Origin of the sequence: Enterococcus sp. DIV1208, assembly GCF_050530455.1 — a bacterium.
Classification (GTDB): Bacteria; Bacillota; Bacilli; order Lactobacillales; family Enterococcaceae; genus Enterococcus_B; species Enterococcus_B hirae.
The window spans coordinates 2,433,386-2,456,097 of the sequence record NZ_CP172887.1 but is presented as its reverse complement, the minus strand read 5'-3'; the positions used below and the strand labels follow the sequence as shown (position 1 = coordinate 2,456,097).

Below are 22,712 nucleotides of genomic sequence, written 5' to 3'. Positions count from 1 at the left end.
AGAAGCTAGATTCTTCCCAGCTAGTTTCTTTGGTTATTTCTACGTTATTTCTGTTGTTCTTGCTTTCGACATTCATGATAGACATGATAGAGATTTAGTTCATATTCTTTTTTGGCATTCGTTACAACAGTATCTAAAATCAACCCAGTAACTAATGAAAGTAAGGCAAGGATCATCAATCCGGTACTTAAAATAGCAGAAGGTACCCGTGTGATAAAGTGAGTCAGCATATACTCTCGGATCACTGGAACACCGGCAAATAAGCCGAATACAAAAAAGAAAAAGGTCCAGATGCCAAAAAACATCAATGGTTTGTAGTCTTTCCACATTTTAACGATCATCATGATCACTTTAAATCCATCAGAAAATGTATTCAGTTTCGATTCACTGCCTTCTGGACGGTCTCGGTAATCGATCGGCAATTCGACCAATTTGAATTTTTTGTCTAAGGCATGGATCGTCAGTTCAGTTTCGATTTGGAATCCGGAACTCATGATCGGGAAACTTTTGACAAAAATACGATTAAATCCTCGATAGCCTGTCATGACGTCTCGTATTTTTGTTTTATATAATCGTGTGATTGTGTTTTTCACTAAATTATTCCCAAAATCATGAAACGGACGTTTGTTTTCGTCAAAGTAAGTCCCATTTGAAAGTCGGTCACCAATTACCATATCCGCTTCACCTGAGCGAAGTTTATCCAGTAATCCATGCACCGCTTCGGCAGGATAGGTATCATCACCATCCACCATGAGATAGTAATCTGCATCAATATCAAAAAACATTTGCCGAATGACATTTCCTTTCCCTTGTCTTGGTTCTTTTTTGACGATTGCCCCACACGCCACGGCAAGTTCATAGGTGGTGTCAGTCGAATTGTTGTCATATACGTAAATCTCTGCTTCCGGTAATTCTCGTCTAAAGTCTGCAATGACTGTTGAAATCGTCGCTTCTTCATTATAACAAGGAATCAGAACAGCAATTTTCTCTTGTTGTTCCATTTTTCACTCTCCTTAAATCATAGAAAACAAAATCTCTATTAAGAATACTGTATCAAATTCTTAAATGCTAGTACCTAGAGAGAATTTTCACTTCTTTTTGTTTCCATTGTAAAAAGCCCCGTATAAAACCACTATTTTTATATTAATGGTGATGGCTGAGGCTTCGCTTTATTAAATCAATTCATTCTTTTTTCTTGAAATCTCTAACACGGTGCCGGTATACGCATCCGCTAAAAATTCGTAGCAAATGATTTCGCCATCTTCCAGGCGGGAAATCCCTCCACGATAAGCTTTGGAATGGATCGCAAATTTTCTAGTCGGTTCTTTTTCAAATGAGATCCAAGACCCCTCGATGGAGCCTTCTTTTAAGAATGATTCTTTGACTTGTTCTAAGACTTGATCAGCTGATAACGTTTTCTTACGTTGATACAAAACCATTGAAGTGATGCCACTGATTAAACCAAGTCCGATACCTATAGCAAGACCGTTTTTAAAATTATTTGACTCACATTCTTCAGAATACATACGTCTTACCTCCTTCTTTGTCCAAAAAGATTATCTTCATTTATTCTACCATACTCTGTGTTTTTCTTAGAAATAAATAACCGCTATCAATTAAAATAAGCTATAATAAATGTGAGTGATTGACTAAGAGCAATACAAATTAGTCAGTCAACTATAAATTTGAGAGGAGCATAGTCTGAATCTTAGGCGAACTTTATTATGGATGAAAAAACATTTCAACGAATCAAAGAGTTAACAGAACTTCAAGGAACAAGTGGTTTTGAACAAGACATTCGTGCGTATATGGAAGCGCACATGGAACCCTTAGTGGACGAATTACAACTAGATGGTTTAGGTGGAATCTTTGGCTTACGCCAACATGAAGAGGCAGATGCCCCACGTGTGATGGTTGCGGCTCATATGGATGAAGTAGGATTTATGCTAACCCAAATCCAGGACAACGGTTTATTCAAAGTTGTACCTTTAGGTGGCTGGAATCCGTATGTGGTTTCTGCTCAACGCTACACATTGAAGACTTCTTCTGGCAAAAATTACCCATGTATTTCTTCTTCTGTTCCACCACATTTATTACGTGGAACAAGCGGCCAAAAATCAGTGGAAGTGACAGATATCTTATTTGATGCTGGTTTTGAATCACGTGAAGAAGCAATGAGCTTTGGCGTATTGCCAGGCGATACGATCGTACCATTCGCTGAAACCATCAAAACGGCTAATGGCAAAAATATCATCAGTAAATCATGGGATAACCGCTATGGTTGTACAATGGTGTTAGAAGCGTTAGAAGCGCTGCAAAATGAAAAACTAGGTCATACATTGATCGCAGGAGCAAACGTGCAAGAAGAAGTTGGCTTACGTGGATCAAAAGCTTCTGTCAACAAATTCAAACCTGATTTATTCTTTGCAGTCGATTGCTCAGCAGCAGACGATACGGTAACGAAAAAAGGGACATTCGGACATCTAGGTGAAGGAACGTTGATGCGTATCCAAGACCCAGGATTGATCATGTTACCACGCTTGCGTGAATACTTATTAGACGTGGCTGAAACAAACAACATTCCTTACCAATACTTTGTCTCAAAAGGCGGCACAGATGCAGGTGCGGCACATACACAAAACGAAGGAATCCCAAGTACGGTGATCGGAGTCGTAGGACGCTACATTCATACACATCAAACAATGTTTAGCATTCGTGACTTTGAAGCAGCAAGAGAGATGTTAATCCAAACATTAAAAGGATTAGACAAATCGACTGTCAATACGATCGTTTACGGAAAATAAGAATACATCCTTTAAACGAAGTGAAACGAGAACCATGGATCGTGGAACAGAGATAAGCGAAGGATAGTATAAATAGTTAAGAAGAGGCTGTGAAAGAAGCGTTTAGCTCCGAGCGAATAAGAGAGGATTTTTTAAAATAGCTCCTCATATTTTAGAAAATCATCGCTTATTGTTGAGGAGTTGCTTCTTGAACGCCGTGAATCAGAGGTCGTGAAAACATCGGGTAGCTCTGATGACAATAAGCCTGAATTTTTTGAAACAGCTTCTCATGTTTTGGAAAATTCAGGCTTATTTCAAGGAGCTGATGTTTGAACACCGTTTATTCGCTTTTAGAGATACTAGAAGAGCCTGAGACAAGTTTTGTCTCGGCCTCTTCTTGTTTTGACGTCAGTCAGTAAATACGGGGGAAATCGGTGAATCGTTTTTTTGGTTGAAGCACCTGAATTTTTTGAATACAAAAGTGAGGACTGGTTAGGAGTTGGTGACTTTTAAAGAAAGGTGTATAATTTAAATATAAGAAGAAAAGAGGGACAGCAATGATTATTCCAAAAAACTTAGAAGAATTAGCAGGTTACGTTGAAAAAGGGAACAGTGTCTTTTTCTTTACCGCAGATTGGTGTGGCGATTGTCGCTTTATCAAGCCTCAAATGCCAGAAATAGAAAATGATTTTGCCGCATGGCGTTTTATTGAAGTCGATCGTGACAAATACATAGATGTAGCCGCTGAGTGGAACATTTTTGGAATCCCAAGTTTTGTAGTGATCAAAGACGGTAAAGAATTAGGTCGTCTAGTGAATAAAGATCGGAAAACAAAACAAGAAATCGAGGATTTTTTAAATCGTGTGACGAACGGCTAACATCTGGATATTTGTTAGGAGGGATCAGGATGGAACAAGAATATAAAAATATTTTGGTCGGGATCGATGGAAGTGAGCAAGCACTTTCTGCCTTTAAAAAAGCAGTTGAGGTTGCTCGAAGAAACGACGGAACCGTCTATGTAGCAAATGTGATCGACCAACAATTTTATAATTTCATGGGCTATGTCCCAATAGATCAAACGCTAGTTGACCAACAAACAGAAGCAGCGAAACAAATGATCGAAGACTGCAAAGCTTATGGAAAAACAGTTGACTATCAAAAAATCGAAGGAATCGTCGCTTATGGTTCTGTTAGAGAATCAATGGCAGTCAACTTACCAAAAAAATATGCGATCGATTTGATCATGGTCGGTCAATCAGGATTAAATGCGGTTGAACGATTTATGACAGGTAGTGTTTCCAGCTATGTCATCCGCCGAGCACCATGTGATGTCTTGATTGTCTCTGATGAAGTGGAGAACAACACCGACAATTAAATACGTTAACTAAGAGATAGTGAAATGCCTAGCTCTAAGAAATAAGCCGGAGAATCCGAAAATAGTTCCTCCTATTTTTGGGATTCTCCGGCAAATTTTCTGATAGAGTGACTTTTTGCATGCTGTTTACTCGTTTTTAGAGTGAAGGGCAAGATATCTTTCACAGGCTCGTTGCTATTGAAAATTCTTGCGATTCCATAACTAAGAAAATAGTTGTTCGCACTTTTTTTGAAGAATGAAAAAAAGCATGCACAAAAACTTTTTTTTTGTTAAGATAAATGTCAGCAAAGGATAATGGAGGAAAAAACATGATTTTTGCTTATAATAAAGCGCACGTGGGAGATACCTTGATGGTCATCGTCTCAAATGACAATGGAACCGAAAATACGGTCATCCGTAAATGGAATGTTGCTCAAATCAAAGATGAAACAGGACAAATCGTTGGCTGGAATTTTTTCCATATCTCCGACCATCTTACGATCGAAGGTAACGGACAAGTCAAACTAACAGAAGAACAAATTGCACAGTTGAACCGCTTGATCAAAGAAGCTGGTTTTGAAGAAACGTTAACAGAAGAAAATGAACCAAAAATCGTTGTTGGCTACGTCAAAACTTGCGTACCACATCCTGATTCTGATCACTTATCGATCACTGAAACACAAGTAGGAAAAGAGGAAGTCTTACAAATCGTTTGTGGCGCTCCGAACATTGAAGCAGGACAAAAAGTCGTTGTTGCCAAACCAGGAGCTATGATGCCTGATGGAATGATGATTTGGCCAGGAACATTACGTGGGGTTGAAAGTCACGGAATGATTTGTTCGGCAAAAGAATTACAATTACCAGATGCACCGAAAGAAAAAGGGATCCTTGTTTTACCAGAAGATGCAGTGATTGGCGAAGCATTTCCAAAATAAGCAAAAAACAGCACAGTTGCCGAGCAACCGTGCTGTTTTTGTATAGGAAATTAGTTATTAGTTACCAGAGTTCTCTGATTGGCTTTGTTTTAATGCGGATTGATCAATTGTTAATTGAATTGTTGTTGTTTTCTTTTCTTTTCCGCGATAGTAAGTGACCTTCACTGAATCGCCGACTTTTTTCTGATACAAGACAGATTGTAATTCTACACCAGAAGAAACATCAGTATCATCGATTTTTGTAATGACATCATATTGTTTCAAGCCAGCTTTTTCTGCAGGTGTCGCCGGTTGAACGCTGGTAACAATCACACCATTTGTCACAGATTCAGGAATTTTCAAGATTTGTTCTTGTTGTTGGGTTGAAACGGCTGAAAGGTCAACCATTGTGATCCCTAGAGCAGGACGGGTTACTTTTCCATCTTTTTCAAGTTGGTTGATAATATTTACTACATCGTTACTTGGGATCGCAAAGCCCATTCCTTCCACGCTTACACCTGATGAAGAAGCAGAAGTACTTGCAATTTTACTTGAATTGATCCCGATCACTTGACCTTCGATATTAACTAATGGACCACCAGAATTACCAGGGTTGATCGCAGCATCTGTTTGGATCGCATTGATATTGACCGTTTGATTTGACTCGTTCGTGCTGGTTACTTGGCGATTCAATGAAGAGATAATCCCAGAAGTCACAGAGTTGGCATATTCAGAACCTAAAGGAGAACCAATTGCGATCGCCGGTTCACCTACTTTCAATGAATTAGAGTCACCAAATGAAGCAACTTTGTTCACTTTATCTGCACTGATTTTCAAAACGGCTAAGTCAGAATAAGCATCCGTCCCGACTAATTCAGCTTTGACTTTTGTTCCATCTTTTAATAAAACTTCTAATCCTTGTTGGCCTTCCACTACGTGATTATTCGTTACGATATAAGCGGAATTACCACTTTTTTTGTAGATGACACCACTACCTTCACTAGAAGCCTCTAGGTTGCTATCATCAGAACTTTCTTGTTGTTGTTGGCCAAACAGTTGCCCAAAGCCGTTGGTCCCTTGATTTTGGCTTTGAAGATTGATAACAGATACCACCGCATCTTGGACTTTATCGACCGCATTCGTAATATCTGAATCGACATTGACTTTGACATTCTCAACGACAGTTTCGCCCGCTGAATTTTGATGACCACCCGAATTTGACGCTGCGTTTCCAGAACCCATGACAGCATAAAAAATACCAGCCGTTACCAAGCCCCCAATAATTCCACCGACTAAGCCTAGACCCAGCTTACGCCAGATTCCATTATTCTTTTTCATTTTTGGTGTCACATCTTTTCTCTCCATGTGATCTGCCTCCATTTATCATTTTCTTCTATCTCTAAGTATAGACTTATTTGTTAAGATTAGTCTACTTGGAGACTATGAACTTTTTATGAAAAACTTTAGGAAAAATCATTGCGTTCAGATGAAAAAATAAGAAAAAAGTTTTCCACAAATCCTGTGTAGAAATCAGCGGAAAACTCGCAGAAAAACAATATCCTTTTTTATCCACAAGATGTGGACAACGTGGATAAATCAGTGCAAAACATACGTTTGCTTAAGAAATACTTATAAAATAAGCCAAAATCATCGTCTTTTCTGTGGATAAACCTGTGGATGATGTGTATAACTATGTGGGAATCTTTAAATAAATAAAAAATAACTCGCTTTTTCTTTTAGCAAACATTTCGTTATAATAGAAAAGAAGGAAATACGAACAACGAACAATGAAAAAGACAAATGAAGGAGTAAAGCAATTGAATATCAAAATCATTTCAGTCGGTAAACTAAAAGAGAAATACTTGATTCAAGGAATCAATGAATACGTCAAAAGGCTGCAAGCATACGCTAAAATCGAACGAATCGAAGTCCCCGATGAAAAAGCACCTGAGAACTTGAGTGAAGCTCAAATGCGCCAAGTCAAAGAAAAAGAAGGCGAGCGGATCTTGAGCAAAATCAAAGAACAAGAATACGTCTACGCACTAGCGATCGAAGGGAAAAATCCAACCAGTGAAGCTTTCGCCAAAGAAATCGACCAACTAGGAATCCAAGGGAAAAGCCAGATCACTTTTGTCATCGGTGGTTCACTCGGCTTAAGCGAAGCCGTCATGAAACGCAGCAACGCCCAAATCTCATTTGGTAAAATGACCTATCCCCACCAACTCATGCGCTTGATCCTCGTCGAACAAATCTACCGCGCTTTTCGGATCAATGCGGGTGCTCCATACCACAAATAATGATATTTTTTAAGAGAAAAAATTATCCCTATTTTAAATAATAGCAATAGGTAGTGGTAGGGAGAAATTTATAAATAACTTTTTTATTTGCTTTGGTAGCCAAGTAAGTTGCAAAAGAAAAATAGATACTGTTAAAAAGATAATGTAGACATAGAAACAAATACACCCGTGGTGCTAGTTAATTTTTTCCTAGAGGAAAATGTCTAAACATGTTGGTAAATCAACAAAAAAAACGCATATAGTAGTCTCAAAACTCCCAAGAAATGAGGACTACATATGCGTTCATCAAAATATACTGAACATTATACAGATACTTTTATAACATTCAAGGAAATTATGAGAACTGTTTCTAACATATACCACAATTGTGTACCAGATAAGATTAAAAACCGAAGAAATACTGATCAACTGAAGCAACGCGATACAGTGATTATTGCTTGTGTTATATGGGGCATAATTAATGGCTATACTAGCCAAAGAGCCACGTATAGAGCGGTTTGTTCCGTCTTATTTCCTAATGGTGACTTTCCTAGTAGGAGTCGATTCACTCGCTTAAGTTCAAACTTAGCTTACACTATCAAGATTATTCGATACTTTTTCATCAAGAAGCTCACCAAAGGTGAACTAGTCGGAATTATAGATAGTTTTCCTAGTCCATTATGTAAACCAGTTAGAAATAGACAAGCAAAACTATTGAATCAAATAGCCAAAGTTGGCTATAACTCAACAAAAAAATCTTATTTTTATGGTCTTAAAATTCATATGATCGTTACTAAGACTGGCTTTCCGATTACTTACTCAATCACGAATCCAGGTGTCCATGACGTGAAAGTGTTAGAGACTTTATCGGAAGAAGCGAATCTTACCAATATCCTAGGGAACAAAGGATATATTAGCCATAAAATCCATGAAAAGCTTGCCCTTAAGGGTATTACTATATCCGTTCCGCCACGTAAAAACATGGATAAATCAGAAAAACTAGACCACAGCTTACTTGGAAAACAAAGAAAAACAGTTGAGACTGTTTTTTCTTCCTTAGAAAAATTAGGTTGTCAAAATTTCAACTCACGTTCTGTTAAAGGGCTAGAGAGTAGATTTGAAAGCATATTTCTGGCTTACAGTGTTCTATTAAGTCGAGCACAACGACGTTTTGAAGGAACTTTGAGATATTCTTTAGGATATTAAAATTAACTAGCACCACGGGTGATTTATAGTATACTATGTCAAAAGGAGGAGTTAGATGAACAATCAAATCACACTAGCGTATTTAGATTATGATGATCTAGATGCTTTACAAGTTGTAAGTGTTGTCAGTTTTTATGAATCGTTTATCGATGGCGCAGATCCACTTGATATGCAAGGATATTTACAGACACAATTGACAACTGAAATATTGGCAGTAGAATTGGCACAGTCAACCAGTAAATTTATTGGTATTAAGGATCATCAAATACTCATTGGTTATATGAAAGTCAATGATGAAAAAGATGCTATAGAGATTCAACGGCTCTATCTGCTCAAAGATTATCAAAACAAAGGGTTAGGGCAACGGTTACTCGATGAAGCGAATCGTTATGCTAAAACGAAACAAAAACGTTATTTACGTTTGACTGTTTATGAAAAAAATCATGCAGGTATTCGTTTTTATGAACGTCATGGATTTAAAAAAATCGGGATCAAACATTTTCCTTTAGGAAAACAAGATCGTATTTGTCCGATTTTAGAAAAAGAAATCTAAAAAAACGTCCTCACTTTTGATGCTGAGGACGTTTTTTTAGACTGGTAATGGAACCATAATTCGCTTTCCTTTTTGATAAATCGCTAATTCCGTCACACCTTTTGCTTTTAACAGAGCAAAAAGATCATTGAAATGGAAACGGAAATGTTCAAGGTAATGCCCATCTGATCCAACACTAAACAAGGTACCACCACGTGAAAGATATAAATCGATGACATATTCATATAACGCTAAATTGTCATACAAGTAAGCGCTCTTAGCATTTAATTCGAATGCCAATTTATTTTTGATTACTTGATCTAGAATCGGTAAAAACTGCGCTTCATATTGTTTAAATTCAGCAACGGATAGACCAAATACCCGAAAACCATAGTCAAAATGAGCAAAGACATCTGCTTCTATAACAACTAGTGCTTCTGAAAGTTGTGCAAAATACTGAGGAATCACAATAGCAGGATCCATATCTTTGACTTCGTCATCTAAATAATCAAATTGACCATTATGATGCACACTGAGTAATTTTAAATCGTAATCTTTATCGGCTAAATAGTCGATGATCCGATCCTTTTCAGAAGCGATGTAACCGATTTCGATGCCTTTTAAAACACGATTGCCAAAACGCTTATTTAAGCTATCGATTGTTTGACTGTACATTTCATAATCGGGGATATCATCGACTTTAGTAACAGGATTGGCTAAGTCAAAATATTCAGTATATTTTGATGAACGCATATGTAGTCCTCATTTCTTGGGAGTTTTGAGACTACTATATGCGTTTTTTTGTTGATTTACCAACATGTTTAGACATTTTCCTCTAGGAAAAAATTAACTAGCACCACGGGTACAAATACGTAAAATTTTAGTTAGAATAATGGCAAGGAGAAAAAACATGATAGATGAAAAAAAGTGTTTAAAAAATCTATTGGAGGATATGGATGATATTGAAGAAAAACTATCTAAATGGACTGGGAAAACAAATATATTTCAGATACTTAAGCTATCTAAAAATGAAATAAGACATAGTAATTTTTTAGCTTTTTTGTTTGCTCCAAATGAAACCCACAATTTATCTGATGAGTTTTTTTAAATGTTTTTGAAAAGGTATATAGATTCTAATGATGATACCAAAGCTGCTATCAATTATTTTGATGCTTTACTTAATAGCTATGAAGATTTAATTGTTTACAGAGAAAATAAGAATATTGATATTTTATTGGTATCGGAAAAAAATAAAATAGTGGTGTGCATCGAAAATAAAATTCTGTCTTCGGAGTCTGGAGGGCAACTTAATAAATACCAAATATATATAGAACGCAATTATTCTAACTATAAAAAAATTTTTGTTTTTTTAACTCCAGATGGAAATGAACCCACAAATCCTAGTTGGGGCATAATTACTTACAAGAATATCGTTGAAGAGAGTGTAAAATATTTTGTGTAAATAGAAAAAAGGAAGTCCCTTCTGTAGAATAGAGTTACCACAACACATTCACAGAAAAGAGGACTTCCATATGAACGATTTTACTACAGAAATTATGGAAATACTAATCAATAAAGGTGATTTGGATGATTTGTTTCGTCGTCACCTAGAATTGGCTATTAAAGCTTTATTACAAGCTGAATTAACGGTATTTCTTGACTATGAAAAGTATGATAGAGCTGGATTTAATTCAGGTAATTCCCGTAATGGGAATTATTCGCGCTCTTTTAAAACAGAGTACGGTGAATTGAATTTAGTAATACCTAGAGATAGGAATGGAGACTTTTCTCAACAAACTTTACCTGCTTATAAAAGAACCAATGACTCTTTAGAAACCACTATTATTCAGCTAGTTCAAAAAGGAATTACTATGTCCGAAATCTCTGATCTAATCGAAAAAATGTATGGTCATTATTACAAACCACAAACTATTTCAAATATGAGTAAAATTGTGTCTGAAGATGTTTCGGCATTTAAAGAAAGAACTTTAGAAGCTAAATACTCAGTCATTTTTATGGATGCTACTCATATTCCCTTAAAAAGACAAACCGTATCAAAAGAAGCTGTCTATATAGTAATTGGTATCAGGTTGGATGGAACTAAAGAGGTTCTAGGATTTACTATAGCTCCAACTGAATCTGCTTATGTTTGGAAAGAGATTCTTCAAGATCTAAAAGACCGTGGTTTAGAAGAGGTTTTGTTAGTCGTAACAGATGGTTTAAGTGGTATTGACGATAGTATTCATAGTGTTTATCCAAATGCTCAATTTCAACAATGTTGTGTCCATATATCTAGAAATATCGCTCATAAGGTTCGTGTTAGTGATCGACAAGAAATCTGTAGCGATTTCAAATTAGTTTACCAAGCAAGTTCAAAAGAAGAAGCAAATAATCAAATAAGGTTTATGATAGATAAATGGAAAAAGCAGTATCCACGAGTGGTTAAATTGCTCATGAATCCTGCTATATTAACCTTTTATAATTTCCCTCCGTCAATCAGAAGAACTATTTATTCAACTAATTTGATTGAAGGTTTTAACAAACAATTAAAGAAATATACCAAAAGAAAAGAGCAATTTCCTAATGAAGAATCTCTGGAGAGATTTCTAGTATCTCAATTCAACAACTATAATCAAAAGTTTCTATGCCGAGTTCATAAAGGTTTTAAAGAAATACATGATACATTAGAATCAATGTTTTAACTTGATCAACAGAATGGGCTTTTCCATTTACACATAATTATTGACACAACCTATTCTGGAAACTTACAAATAAAAGCTTATTCTTCAGCCACCTTCGGGTGGTTATTTTTTATAAAAAAATGTAAAAAAATATTGATACATAAATAAATTAGTTGTAGTAAATAGTTTTAGAATTGAATTTCTCTATCCTTTTTAAATAATTTTTTAGACAAAAAACAGAAAGTGTCTAAAGAAAGCTTGACGAAGAAAATAATTTTTAATAACTTATTTAAGGAAATTTTTTGAAGGAGAAGATAAAAGTGAGAAAAAAGATTATTATTAATGCTGGAGTAATTATAGGATTGATGTTAGTAATTTTCTCCGGAAAGCAATATGCTGATAATATTTTATTATGGGGAGGGGAAGATAATATTGAAAAGATCAACAACAATTTAACTATATTAGACACAGCTCTAGAAAATAAAGAGCAAAAAATTAGTATTTTAAATTCACAATTGTCTTCAAACAACCAAACTCTTGAACAACTAAGAACTAATATTGAAGTTTCCAAACAAAAAGTGGCATCTTTAGAAAACGACAAGAATCAATTAGTATCAGAGAAAACTAATTTAGAAAATCAATTGTCAGCAAAAGACTCTGAATTGCAAGGAAAACAAAATGAAATTAATGCGAAAATAGACGAAATTAACCAAAAAGTAGCTGAAATAAATCGATTAAATAGCGATTGGAATAATCGTTTACAAAATGAAAAGAACAAATTTAATGAAGAACAATCTACTATTAATAGTTTAAACCAGCAAATTAATCAAATGTTGAGTGAAAAAAATAACATTCAAAATCAACTGCAAGCTACTCAGCAAAAGCTAGAAGAAGAAAAGTCAAAAAATAGTAGTTTGAATAATTACATTGAAAAGCTTCAAAAAGCTAAAAATGATGTAGAGGATACCGCAAATAAAGCACAACAAATTGTAAATGAACATACAATCCAATAGATATAGTTTTAATTTAACAAATGGTATGTTTGGAGATAATGAGATAGAATATAAATGTCATAATATTATACAATCTAAACACCGTTTCCTTTTCTATTTTTGATGACATCAGTATATAGCTACTCGAAAGAGTAGTCTTTTTATTATTCTCGCTTATTATTGATATGAAAATTTCGATTTGACAAAAGGTACCGAATAATTTTGTAATATGAATTATTATCAAGAAGTAATTATGATGATAACATATGGAAACTAGTTAGTAATAATCACAGGTGATTAAACTTTTGAACGACTTGTAATTCTATATTTTTTCTTTTAAGTAAAAAATATAGGTGATTTTTTTTGACTTCATATTTATAATAAAGACACGTAAATCAATTATTTTTCATTTTACTTTAACTAATAATGTTTATTTGGAGGGATTATTATGTTAGATGATAGATTGACGTGTTCTAATTGTGGTACATTATTTTACTATGAGGAAGTTAGAAATATTGTAAAACATAGAAAAAAAGAAATGCCTATACGTTGTCCAAATTGCAATGAAGTTATTAAGCGAAAGTTGTCTCATGGTTATTTTGTCAGCTACGAACTATATGAAGAAAGTAAAATAAATCTGAAAAAAAAACCAAAATACTATAAAAATTTGAAAACTGGAGCTATTATAACTGAAAAAGAATTTAAAAATTTAGTGACTGAAGAAGAAAGCAGGTTTTATAATTTGTCTGGTAATATTTGCCCTGGATTTATGGATCAGATTATTGAAAATGAGTCAATTGAATCAATTGAAAACTATGTTCCTGTTGACTTACCAAAATAGAAAAAATAATCCTGTTTTTACAGTGAATTATTTTAATTTTGATTTTCAATAAAAATATATTACAATAATAATCGTAATAGCTAATGAAACAATTTCTCAATCTTTTTACCACTCCAAACAGGGAGCGTCAATAATTTTGTGTAAATAACTCGTCCTTCTGCAAAATAATGGGTTACTCAGTAAACATTGAAGCTAATGTATCCGTCACTTGTTGGAAGCCTTTATGGCTTCTATTTAAGAATTTTTGATTGTATGTATCAAAGATGGATACTAGGAAACGCTCTAGTGATTCTTCATTTTGAAACTGCTCTTTTCTGCGGCTGTATTTCTTGATTTGTTTATTGAAAGATTCGATTGTAGAACCAGAAGGAATGGAGAACACTTTTGAACTTTACAACAAAACTACTGTTGATAAATTAATTCCAATTTTAGTTCCAACTGATTTAAATGGTCATGATGTTTTACTTCGTTTTAACGGATTTTTAGGTGAGGATTATAGATACCTAAAAATTTCTGATCCTCAACCTTTAACAGAATAATAAAAAACGTGTAATCAATTATTTGATTACACGTTTTTTATTTCAATCTTCGTTGTAGTAGTGGTTGCGACATACCGAAAGGTAATCTTCATTACCTCCTACTACAATCTGTTCACCTGAATAAACTGGAATACCATCAACAATACGAGCATTCATTACAGCCTTTTTATTGCAAAAATGGCAAATAGTTTTAATTTCCTCAATTTTATCAGCAAATGTCAATAATGCTTCGGATCCCTTGAAGAGATTATTTTGAAAATCATTCTTCAATCCATAGCAAATTACTGGTACTTCCTCATTCATTACGATAAGTGATAGATCAATAATATTCTCTCTACTTAAAAATTGAGACTCATCGACCAAAATACAATCAACTTTTCCGTACTGATCAATAATCTCCACTAATTCTCCGTACACATCCATTTCAGAAGTAATTGCAATAGCTGGTTTCGAAACACCTATACGACTCTCAACTTTTCCAAATTCTGATCGAGTATCTATTGCGCTTGTCATTATGATAACTCTCTTCCCTTATTCTTCATAATTATGAGCCACTTTCAGTAGCTCAATACTCTTTCCACTATTCATTGTTCCATATCTGTAAAATAATTGTGCCATTAAATTTATTCCCTTCTTTTACAATTCAATTATTCCTTAATTCCATCTGCTTTTATGCAGCTGCTCGTTTATTCCTTGATATGTCTATAACATCTACTATCCCTAAAACCAATTTATAAGCCATTAGAGATGGTATTCCTGAACATCTCTCATATTGTTTTTTGAGTGGTATATCATCTGAAAAACTGAAGGAATCATGAAAATAGCGACATACTTATCATTTAGAGTTCTAACTTTAAATGCATTTACTTCTTCAGTCAGCACTTTAGTCATGTTGGACATGGTTTGGGGCGTGTAGTGATGCCCATACATTTTCTCAATCAAGTCTGCGATTTCCGACATGGTAATACCTTTTCGGAAGAGGTGAATGACGGTCTCCTCTAATGTGTCATTCGTCCGTCTATAAGCAGGAACAGTCTGTTGCTTGAACTCGCCATTGCGGTCGCGCGGAATCTGGAGATGAAGTTCCCCATACTCGGTCTTGACCGTACGGTCATAGGAGCCGTTACGAGAATTACCCGTGTTAAAACCAATGCGATCGTACTTTTCGTAATCGAGGAAAGCCGTTAACTCCGTTTTGAGAAGCGTATTGACAGCTTTTTCCAAATGGACACGGAATAATCCATTCAAATCGCCTTTGTTCGCTAGAGTCTTTAGGATTTCTGTAGTAAAATCGTTCATATGGAAGTCCTCTTTTCTGTGAATGTGTTGTGGTAACTCTATTCTACAGAAGGGACTTCCTTTTTTCTATTTACACAAAATATTTTACACTCTCAACAAAAGTATCTTCGATTAATACTTGCTCAAGTTATGTGCAGCTACGAAAAAGTAGGTACCGAGGTACTTTCTTTTTCGCAGCTTTTTTTGGACTTATGAGAAGTACATTCGCTGGAAGAATACGATATAAAACGAGCTTTTTCACTAAAGATATTAATAGAGTGAAAGAAACAAGCTTTTGTTGTCAGTTTTTTCACTTTTCTAAAAATGAAAATAAAAAATTCTGGAAGTGGAGAAGAATTTTGCTTGCTATACTTTGTCTTGTAGAAAAGAGGTGGACAAAATAATGCAAGCTCAAATAAGCGATTTTCCATAACCTTGGTAGGAATGACAAATTAAATAGGAAAGGGAAGTAATAATATGAATAAAAAAAAGTTATCTCTATTCGGTTTTTTTGCCCTGACAGCTTCCATGGTTTTGACTGTTTATGAGTATCCGACCTTTGCAACATCACAATTACATTTGGTTTTCTTTCTTCTTTTGGGAGGTATTTTATGGTTTCTACCAGTTGCTTTATGTGCTGCAGAAATGGCAACAGTTGAAGGATGGAAAGATGGTGGGATTTTCAGTTGGGTTAGTCAAACTTTAGGAGAACGTTTTGGTTTTGCAGCTATTTTTTTCCAATGGTTTCAAATTACAGTAGGTTTTATTACAATGATCTACTTCATACTAGGAGCGCTGTCGTATGTAATTAATTTTCCAGAGCTTAATACAGATCCATTTATCAAGTTTATTGGTGTATTAGTCATTTTCTGGGTACTGACTTTTTCACAGTTGGGCGGGACCAATCGTACCGCTAAAATTGCTAAAGCAGGATTTGTCATTGGAATTGTTATTCCTTCGATCATTCTCTTTGGTTTAGCAGCAGCCTACTTTATCGGCGGTAATCCGATTCAAATGGCTATTAATGCGAAAGCTTTTATTCCTGACTTTTCTCAGCTTTCAACTTTAGTAGTATTTGTATCTTTTATATTGGCTTATATGGGCGTAGAAGCTTCAGCATCACATATTAATGAGCTGGAAAATCCCCAAAGAAACTACCCATTGGCAATGTTTTTACTAGTGATTTTGGCCATCGCCTTAGATGCAATCGGCGGTTTCTCAGTAGCAGCGGTTATTCCACAACATGACTTGTCTCTCAGTGCTGGTGTAATCCAAACATTTGAAACGCTTATTTTACATTTTAACAGTCATTTACATTGGTTGGTAAAAGTGATTGCTCTCATGATTGCCTGTGGCGTTATGGGTGAAGTTAGTTCTTGGGTAGTTGGTCCATCACGAGGGATGTTTGCAGCTGCTCAGCGAGGTCTGTTACCAGTTTTCTTCCGGAAAACTAATAAACAAGACGTTCCAGTTCCGTTGATTATGATACAAGGAATTATCGTTACTATTTGGGCAGCAGTCTTAACTTTTGGTGGAGGAGGCAACAATTTATCATTCTTAGTAGCAATCTCCTTAACTGTTGTCATTTATCTCGTAGGATATTTACTATTTTTCCTAGGTTACTTTGTATTAGTTTTTAAGAAAAAAGACTTAAAACGAACTTACAATGTACCAGGAAAAACTGTTGGCAAAACGATTATCGGTGGAATTGGTTTTATTTTATCAGTGTTCGCATTGCTTATCTCTTTTGTACCACCAGCTTCAATTGCAGCTAGTGAGCACCGAACATACCAAATCATACTACTTATTAGCTTTGTAGTGACTGTTCTTTTACCTTTTATCATTTATGAAGTACATGATAAAAGTGCTCACACAACTATTGAGGAACCTACTCACGTGAAAGCTGAAGACGTTAATCCCGCTGTTTATCCAGCTGCTAGAGGAGAGCACCACGTTACAAAAAATGATGAACATATTTTAAAACATTAGGAGGAATTCATTATGTTATACGGAAAAGATAATCAAGAAGAAAAAAACTATTTGGAACCAATTTTTGGCTCTGCAAGTGAGGATGTTGACTTGCCTAAATATAAGTTAAACAAAGAATCCATTGAACCACGAATTGCTTATCAATTAGTACAAGACGAGATGTTGGATGAAGGAAATGCGCGATTAAACTTAGCTACTTTTTGTCAAACGTATATGGAACCTGAAGCAGTGAAATTGATGACCCAAACGTTAGAAAAAAATGCAATTGATAAATCAGAATACCCACGAACAACGGAAATTGAAAACCGCTGTGTAAATATGATTGCTGATTTATGGCATGCTCCAAATAATGAAAAATTCATGGGAACTTCAACGATCGGCTCTTCAGAAGCCTGCATGCTGGGTGGTATGGCCATGAAATTTGCTTGGCGTAAACGTGCTGAAAAATTAGGTCTTGATATTCAAGCAAAAAAACCTAACCTGGTGATCTCTTCTGGTTACCAAGTTTGTTGGGAAAAATTCTGTGTATATTGGGATGTGGAACTGAGAGAAGTCCCAATGGATGAAAAACATATGTCAATTAATCTAGATACTGTCATGGATTATGTGGATGAGTACACAATTGGTATTGTAGGTATTATGGGTATTACTTACACTGGTCGTTATGATGATATCAAGGGTCTGAATGATTTAGTTGAAGCTCACAATAAACAAACTGACTATAAAGTATACATTCATGTTGACGCTGCATCGGGTGGTTTTTATGCACCATTTACTGAACCTGATCTAGTTTGGGATTTTCAATTGAAAAATGTTATCTCAATTAATTCTTCAGGTCACAAATATGGTTTGGTATATCCAGGTGTGGGTTGGGTCTTATGGCGTGACCAACAATACTTACCAGAAGAATTAGTATTTAAAGTTAGTTACTTAGGTGGAGAAATGCCAACTATGGCTATCAACTTCTCTCATAGTGCAGCACAACTAATTGGGCAATACTACAACTTTGTACGCTATGGCTTTGATGGTTATCGTGATATTCACCAAAGAACTCATGATGTTGCTGTTTATTTAGCCAAAGAGATCGAAAAAACTGGTATTTTTGAAATCATTAATGATGGATCAGAATTGCCAGTTGTGTGCTATAAGCTGAAAGAAGATCCCAATCGCGAATGGACACTATATGATTTATCTGATCGTCTGTTAATGAAGGGATGGCAAGTCCCAGCCTACCCATTACCTAAAGACTTGGATCAATTAATTATTCAACGCTTAGTTGTTCGAGCAGACTTTGGAATGAACATGGCTGGTGATTATGTACAAGATATGAACCAAGCAATTGAAGAGTTGAATAAAGCTCATATTGTTTATCATAAAAAACAGGATGTGAAAACGTACGGCTTTACTCACTAAAATTCTTCAGAGAAATATAAAAGAAGTTAATTAACTAATAAAAGGAGTTGTGATTACCACACAGCTCCTTAAATCTATTTGAATAAATATATGATATTCATTTGTTACACTCTCAATCTTAGCTGTTGTTCTATTCATCATTACTCTTATTGTAAGTAGTTCAGTCAAATTTGCTTGTTCAATTGATCGATAACAGTATGAATTGTTTGAAAAGTAATCGGATATATAATTGTTTTCTCACTACCTAAGCCTTCTTGGTATAAAGAACTATCGCAAAGTATAATCCGCTGAGTACAAAAGAAAGTGTCGTCTACTATTTCTCTAAGTTGTTTACAAATGATATTACTAATAGAAAAGTGTTCTCCCAAAATGTCTTCTAACTGTTGTCGATAGTATAAATACCTAAAGTCTGACGGAGCTACTATGAACACTTCAATTGGAGATTTCCGTTTATGCTCATTTAAAAGACTTAAACTAATGGTTAGTTTACGAATAGAATTCTCATTCCAACGCAGAAATAAATTGTTTTGTTTTCGCCATTGTTCAAGAATTTCATGAACTTCTAAGTACAAAGCGCGTTGCTCTTCATTTAACAAGTAAGTCTTATCAGGTTGAAATATCTGAATATCAGCCCAAAGTGAGCGGATAAACGGGAGAAGTGCTTTATCAAAAAGTATCTGATTTTCTTCAGATATATTCAGAGATAAGATAAGTTTTTGACTGAGCTCAATCACCAAAGGGTTATCTGCTACATGGTTTTGATAAACAACGTTCAAGTCTTTTTGTAACAATTCAAAGTTATCGCATAGATAATTTCTAGAGTTGAATAGAAAGTAGATATAAAGGCATTCATCTTCGTCATGACATAAAGAGAAAGAAAGTTGCTCTAATCCTTTCTGTATTAGCTGAAACAAGGGAGTATGTCGGGCAACTCTTTTTTCTTCCTGACTAAAATATATTGGGTTAGTCTTAGATCTCTGCAAACCGATAGCGATACCTAATAAAATAAATTGTTTTTCAACTGTAGGGTAACTTCTTGAAAAAAAATGTTTTTCTACATAATCAATCAATTGTTGACCGCTTTGAATAATTGATTTATTTAGCTGGATCAACTCTGTCCGATTTGTCTCATAGATTATCGTTAGTAACAAACTTCGATAATCCTTTTCAGGAATTTCAAAATGGCCATCAGCATTTAAGTACTGCATTTGTTTAAAAAAATTAATCAACTCATTTCGTAAGTTGTAAACTTTGCTTAACGAAATGAAGGTAGTATCAGCTATATTACTCCAATTGTGTTCCCCTGATAAATAATGTCCTAGTACATTGAAAAAGTCAGAGCGCTGATAGATGAGTTGAGTGAGTGCCAACCTCGAAAACGAAGAGTCGAATGCGACTGTAAAGCTACTTCTAGATTTCTCCACTGAAATAATTTGCTGATGGAGTATGTCGGTAATGCATTCCAAGTCGTTAGTGACAGTGAGTGGGCAAACGTTCAATTGATCTGCTATTTCGCGAATCTGAATGGTCCCTTTTTCGTGTAATTGCTCACAAATGTAAACTTGACGAAAAATACTTTTCTCCAGATAGGTTTCCAACATAGTACTCCTCCTAGTCATTTTATACATAACTATTATAACTCTACCAATCGGAATAGTCCTGTAATATATTGAATCAAAAATATAAATTATAAAATAATTAGATGGGGTATTTGGTTTAAGTATCCCTTATATAGTAATAAATTTATAGGTGTGATTCTCGAATTAATACCCGAAAATGTGAGAGAATTTTTATGGATTTTTTAGGATACAAATTAATTATTTTTGCTTTTATCCTGATTACCAGTCCAGTACTGTCGGTATCCCATTTTGCAGCAAAATCATGTTGATAAAGTGACAAGAAGACTGATGAGATATATTATCCAAATTGAGAAGATAATTAATCGGATTCTTGAGTATACCCTACTTTTTAAGAAAGTAGGGTATACAAGCGTATGAATAAAGACATAACTTTCCCTGTGATGGACGTTCGGCTTGTTCCAATTACCAAAATACAGGCGAACGATTATAATCCCAATCGAGTAGCGTCTCCGGAAATGAACTTATTGGAGCTTTCTATCATTGAAGATGGCTTTACTCAACCATTAGTTTGTTATTACAAGGAAAAAGAAGAGAAGTATATCTTGGTTGATGTGCTTCATAGGTATCGTGTTGCTAAGGAAAGACTCAACTTAAAAGTTGTACCGGTAACAGTTATTGATAAACCCATAGAAGAACGTATGGCTTCAACAATTCGACACAATCGTGCAAGAGGGACCCATGAAATAAGAGGAATGGAAATTGTCATCCAAAGATTAGTAAAAAATGGATGGTCAGACAAGAGAATATCCAAAGAATTAGGCATGGACATTGAAGAAATTTTTCGCTTTAAGCAAGTGTCTGGTGGAATGGCAACAGTTTTTTTGACAAATTTTATAAGGTGCAGAACTTCTTTCCGTATGCTATTCCGATTGTCCTTGACAATGAGCCTCCTCGGATGTGACGATCTTCGGCAGGAGCTAACAGTTAAAGTTAGACTGCCTCGCTAGCGTTAGCACATCCGAGCTCATTATCAAGGATTCGCTGCGCCAATCTCTGGTTACGGTAACCAACCGGTGTCTCGTAGCCAAGTGTACCGTGCAACCGAAGGTGGTTCCACCAATTTACATAGTCAAATAACTCCAAATCCAATTGTTGTAAGGTTTCAAATGTGTATTGATAGACAAATTCTACTTTCAACGACTTATAAGTTGATTCAGCTACGGCATTATCAAAAGGACAGCCTTTATGACTCAATGATCGATTGATGTCAAAAGTTGTTAATAATTCATCAATAGCTTGGTTATCAAACTCTTTTCCACGATCAGTATGAAAAATCTCAACCTCTGTCAGAGGTTGTTTGATACGGCTAAATGCTTTTTTACTAGAACGGCATCTTTATGTTCTCCACAAGAATAGCCGAGAATTTCTCGATTGAACAGATCCAAAATGAAACAGACATAATTCCATTTTTTCCCGACTCGTACATAAGTCAAGTCTGTTACGATCGCTTCTAATGGGTTGTCTCTTAAGAATTTACGATTCAATACGTTTGTCGTTTTGGCTTCATTGCAAGTAGAATGATGTACTTTAAAATAAGCAACAGTATAGCTCGATTTTAATCCTCTATTTTTCATGATTCTACTAATTTTTCGTCGGCTGATCTGAATGCCTCGTTTTGATAAGGCTTTTTTTATTTTTCTTGAGCCGTAGGCCTTTCGGCTGCGGATAAATTCTTCAGCGACTACTTCTTCAAGTTCTGATTCGTCTTTCTTTGGTTTTGATTGATAATAATAGGACTGACGTGATAGACCTAATATTCTGCACATCGCTGATATAGGGTAAAGATGCTTATTCGCATCGATTACTTGTCTCTTCGTCCGAATATCAGCGCTGCTTGCTTTAAAATATCATTTTCCATTTCTAATTGCTGGTTTCTTTTACGTAGTTCTAACAATTCTTTTTGTTCAGGCGTAAGATTATCTTTTTCTTTGAATGAACCACTCGTTTTAGATTGCTTTACCCATTTGTCAAATGCTGAAGCCGTTAGTTCATATTCTCAAATGATTTCTACACGTGGCTTTCCAGCTAAGTAAAGATTGACGATTTGTTGCTTGAATTCTTGTGAAAAAGTTCTTCGTGTTCTCTTAGACATAAAAATTCCTCCTGGTATGTTTTCTTCTAGTCTACACACCTTAATTTTTATGTCTAGTTAATTGTAGCCTATCCAGCATTTCTTATGTTTAGTTGTGATGTCTATTCAGTTAATTGAAACAAATAATATAGCAATGAAATAGAGATAAATTCAAATATATATTATATCCATGAAGCCCAATC

At 35.1% G+C, this 22,712-nt stretch carries 19 protein-coding genes and 5 pseudogenes; 15 read left to right on the top strand and 9 right to left on the bottom strand.

Annotation, left to right across the window (positions count from 1 at the left end; all coding sequences use genetic code 11):
• Positions 1 to 44 precede the first annotated feature (44 nt).
• Together IGK91_RS11375 and IGK91_RS11370 are read right to left on the bottom strand one after the other, a co-directional pair.
• Positions 45 to 1,001: a glycosyltransferase family 2 protein gene (locus IGK91_RS11375; protein WP_002317103.1), complete on the bottom strand. Its 957-nt coding sequence runs from the start codon at positions 999 to 1,001 to the stop codon at positions 45 to 47.
• A 171-nt stretch (positions 1,002 to 1,172) separates the two neighbouring features.
• Positions 1,173 to 1,526, bottom strand: a complete 354-nt coding sequence (locus IGK91_RS11370; protein ID WP_002317104.1) for a PepSY domain-containing protein — start codon at positions 1,524 to 1,526, stop codon at positions 1,173 to 1,175.
• Between the two features lie 198 nt (positions 1,527 to 1,724).
• Here IGK91_RS11370 and pepA point away from each other — a divergent pair, with 198 nt between their 5' ends.
• The 4 genes from pepA to ytpR all read left to right on the top strand — a co-directional run bounded on the left by pepA (position 1,725) and on the right by ytpR (position 5,072).
• A complete protein-coding gene (gene pepA / locus IGK91_RS11365) occupies positions 1,725 to 2,804 on the top strand; it encodes a glutamyl aminopeptidase (protein WP_010720947.1) in 1,080 nt (359 codons plus the stop codon).
• Positions 2,805 to 3,340: 536 nt separating this feature from the next.
• Positions 3,341 to 3,661 (top strand): thioredoxin family protein, encoded by a 321-nt coding sequence (locus IGK91_RS11360; protein WP_010737043.1) that lies wholly within the window; start codon positions 3,341 to 3,343, stop codon positions 3,659 to 3,661.
• A 29-nt stretch (positions 3,662 to 3,690) separates the two neighbouring features.
• Entirely contained in the window at positions 3,691 to 4,158 is a 468-nt protein-coding gene (locus IGK91_RS11355) for a universal stress protein (RefSeq protein ID WP_002317107.1), read from the top strand.
• A 308-nt stretch (positions 4,159 to 4,466) separates the two neighbouring features.
• A complete protein-coding gene (gene ytpR, locus IGK91_RS11350; protein WP_010737044.1) occupies positions 4,467 to 5,072 on the top strand; it encodes a YtpR family tRNA-binding protein in 606 nt (201 codons plus the stop codon).
• 57 nt (positions 5,073 to 5,129) lie between these two features.
• Here ytpR and IGK91_RS11345 read toward each other — a convergent pair whose 3' ends face one another.
• Positions 5,130 to 6,416, bottom strand: a complete 1,287-nt coding sequence (locus tag IGK91_RS11345; protein WP_010737045.1) for a S1C family serine protease — start codon at positions 6,414 to 6,416, stop codon at positions 5,130 to 5,132.
• A 452-nt stretch (positions 6,417 to 6,868) separates the two neighbouring features.
• Between IGK91_RS11345 and rlmH the strand changes: the two genes are divergently transcribed.
• The 3 genes from rlmH (at position 6,869) to IGK91_RS11330 (ending at position 9,086) form a co-directional block, all read left to right on the top strand.
• Positions 6,869 to 7,348: a 23S rRNA (pseudouridine(1915)-N(3))-methyltransferase RlmH gene (gene rlmH / locus IGK91_RS11340; protein ID WP_002317110.1), complete on the top strand. Its 480-nt coding sequence runs from the start codon at positions 6,869 to 6,871 to the stop codon at positions 7,346 to 7,348.
• A gap of 276 nt (positions 7,349 to 7,624) precedes the next feature.
• Positions 7,625 to 8,533: an IS982-like element ISEfm1 family transposase gene (locus IGK91_RS11335; RefSeq protein ID WP_325820185.1), complete on the top strand. Its 909-nt coding sequence runs from the start codon at positions 7,625 to 7,627 to the stop codon at positions 8,531 to 8,533.
• A gap of 55 nt (positions 8,534 to 8,588) precedes the next feature.
• Positions 8,589 to 9,086, top strand: coding sequence for a GNAT family N-acetyltransferase (locus tag IGK91_RS11330; protein WP_002295755.1), 498 nt, complete (start codon positions 8,589 to 8,591; stop codon positions 9,084 to 9,086).
• 36 nt (positions 9,087 to 9,122) lie between these two features.
• On the opposite strand, the gene IGK91_RS11325 is transcribed toward IGK91_RS11330, so the two are convergent.
• On the bottom strand, positions 9,123 to 9,818 hold the full coding sequence (locus tag IGK91_RS11325; protein WP_325810479.1) for a PHP domain-containing protein: 696 nt from the start codon (positions 9,816 to 9,818) through the stop codon (positions 9,123 to 9,125).
• A gap of 139 nt (positions 9,819 to 9,957) precedes the next feature.
• Here IGK91_RS11325 and IGK91_RS11320 point away from each other — a divergent pair.
• The 4 genes and pseudogenes from IGK91_RS11320 (at position 9,958) to IGK91_RS11305 (ending at position 13,579) form a co-directional block, all read left to right on the top strand.
• Positions 9,958 to 10,527, top strand: a pseudogene (locus tag IGK91_RS11320) (PD-(D/E)XK nuclease family protein).
• A gap of 70 nt (positions 10,528 to 10,597) precedes the next feature.
• A complete protein-coding gene (locus tag IGK91_RS11315) occupies positions 10,598 to 11,767 on the top strand; it encodes an IS256-like element ISEfa13 family transposase (protein WP_325810477.1) in 1,170 nt (389 codons plus the stop codon).
• 299 nt (positions 11,768 to 12,066) lie between these two features.
• A complete protein-coding gene (locus IGK91_RS11310) occupies positions 12,067 to 12,759 on the top strand; it encodes a hypothetical protein (protein WP_002287844.1) in 693 nt (230 codons plus the stop codon).
• Between the two features lie 427 nt (positions 12,760 to 13,186).
• Complete coding sequence (locus IGK91_RS11305; RefSeq protein ID WP_002287845.1) at positions 13,187 to 13,579, top strand: hypothetical protein; 393 nt, start codon at positions 13,187 to 13,189, stop codon at positions 13,577 to 13,579.
• A 172-nt stretch (positions 13,580 to 13,751) separates the two neighbouring features.
• On the opposite strand, the pseudogene IGK91_RS11300 reads toward IGK91_RS11305, so the two are convergent.
• A pseudogene (locus tag IGK91_RS11300) lies at positions 13,752 to 13,955 on the bottom strand (IS256 family transposase); the annotation flags it as partial.
• Between IGK91_RS11300 and IGK91_RS11295 the strand changes: the two are divergent.
• Entirely contained in the window at positions 13,921 to 14,118 is a 198-nt protein-coding gene (locus tag IGK91_RS11295; protein ID WP_014748620.1) for a hypothetical protein, read from the top strand. The pseudogene IGK91_RS11300 and the gene IGK91_RS11295 sit on opposite strands and share 35 nt — an antisense overlap.
• Positions 14,119 to 14,160: 42 nt before the next feature.
• On the opposite strand, the pseudogene IGK91_RS11290 reads toward IGK91_RS11295, so the two are convergent.
• Together IGK91_RS11290 and IGK91_RS11285 are read right to left on the bottom strand one after the other, a co-directional pair.
• A pseudogene (locus IGK91_RS11290) lies at positions 14,161 to 14,736 on the bottom strand (thymidine kinase).
• 195 nt (positions 14,737 to 14,931) lie between these two features.
• Positions 14,932 to 15,417, bottom strand: a pseudogene (locus IGK91_RS11285) (IS256-like element ISEfm2 family transposase); the annotation flags it as partial.
• Between the two features lie 456 nt (positions 15,418 to 15,873).
• Between IGK91_RS11285 and gadC the strand changes: the two are divergent.
• Together gadC and IGK91_RS11275 are read left to right on the top strand one after the other, a co-directional pair.
• The gene (gene gadC, locus IGK91_RS11280; RefSeq protein ID WP_002287851.1) at positions 15,874 to 17,385 is read left to right on the top strand and encodes a glutamate:gamma-aminobutyrate antiporter; all 1,512 of its coding nucleotides are present in this window, start codon (positions 15,874 to 15,876) and stop codon (positions 17,383 to 17,385) included.
• 12 nt (positions 17,386 to 17,397) lie between these two features.
• The gene (locus IGK91_RS11275) at positions 17,398 to 18,798 is read left to right on the top strand and encodes a glutamate decarboxylase (RefSeq protein ID WP_002287852.1); all 1,401 of its coding nucleotides are present in this window, start codon (positions 17,398 to 17,400) and stop codon (positions 18,796 to 18,798) included.
• Positions 18,799 to 18,962: 164 nt separating this feature from the next.
• Here IGK91_RS11275 and IGK91_RS11270 read toward each other — a convergent pair whose 3' ends face one another.
• Positions 18,963 to 20,399: a hypothetical protein gene (locus IGK91_RS11270; protein ID WP_002287854.1), complete on the bottom strand. Its 1,437-nt coding sequence runs from the start codon at positions 20,397 to 20,399 to the stop codon at positions 18,963 to 18,965.
• Positions 20,400 to 20,791: 392 nt separating this feature from the next.
• Between IGK91_RS11270 and IGK91_RS11265 the strand changes: the two genes are divergently transcribed.
• Entirely contained in the window at positions 20,792 to 21,385 is a 594-nt protein-coding gene (locus tag IGK91_RS11265; RefSeq protein ID WP_002287856.1) for an IbrB-like domain-containing protein, read from the top strand.
• Here the strand turns inward: IGK91_RS11265 and IGK91_RS11260 are convergent.
• Positions 21,369 to 22,530 (bottom strand): annotated as a pseudogene (locus IGK91_RS11260) (IS3 family transposase). The gene IGK91_RS11265 and the pseudogene IGK91_RS11260 overlap by 17 nt on opposite strands.
• Between the last annotated feature and the right edge of the window lie 182 nt (positions 22,531 to 22,712).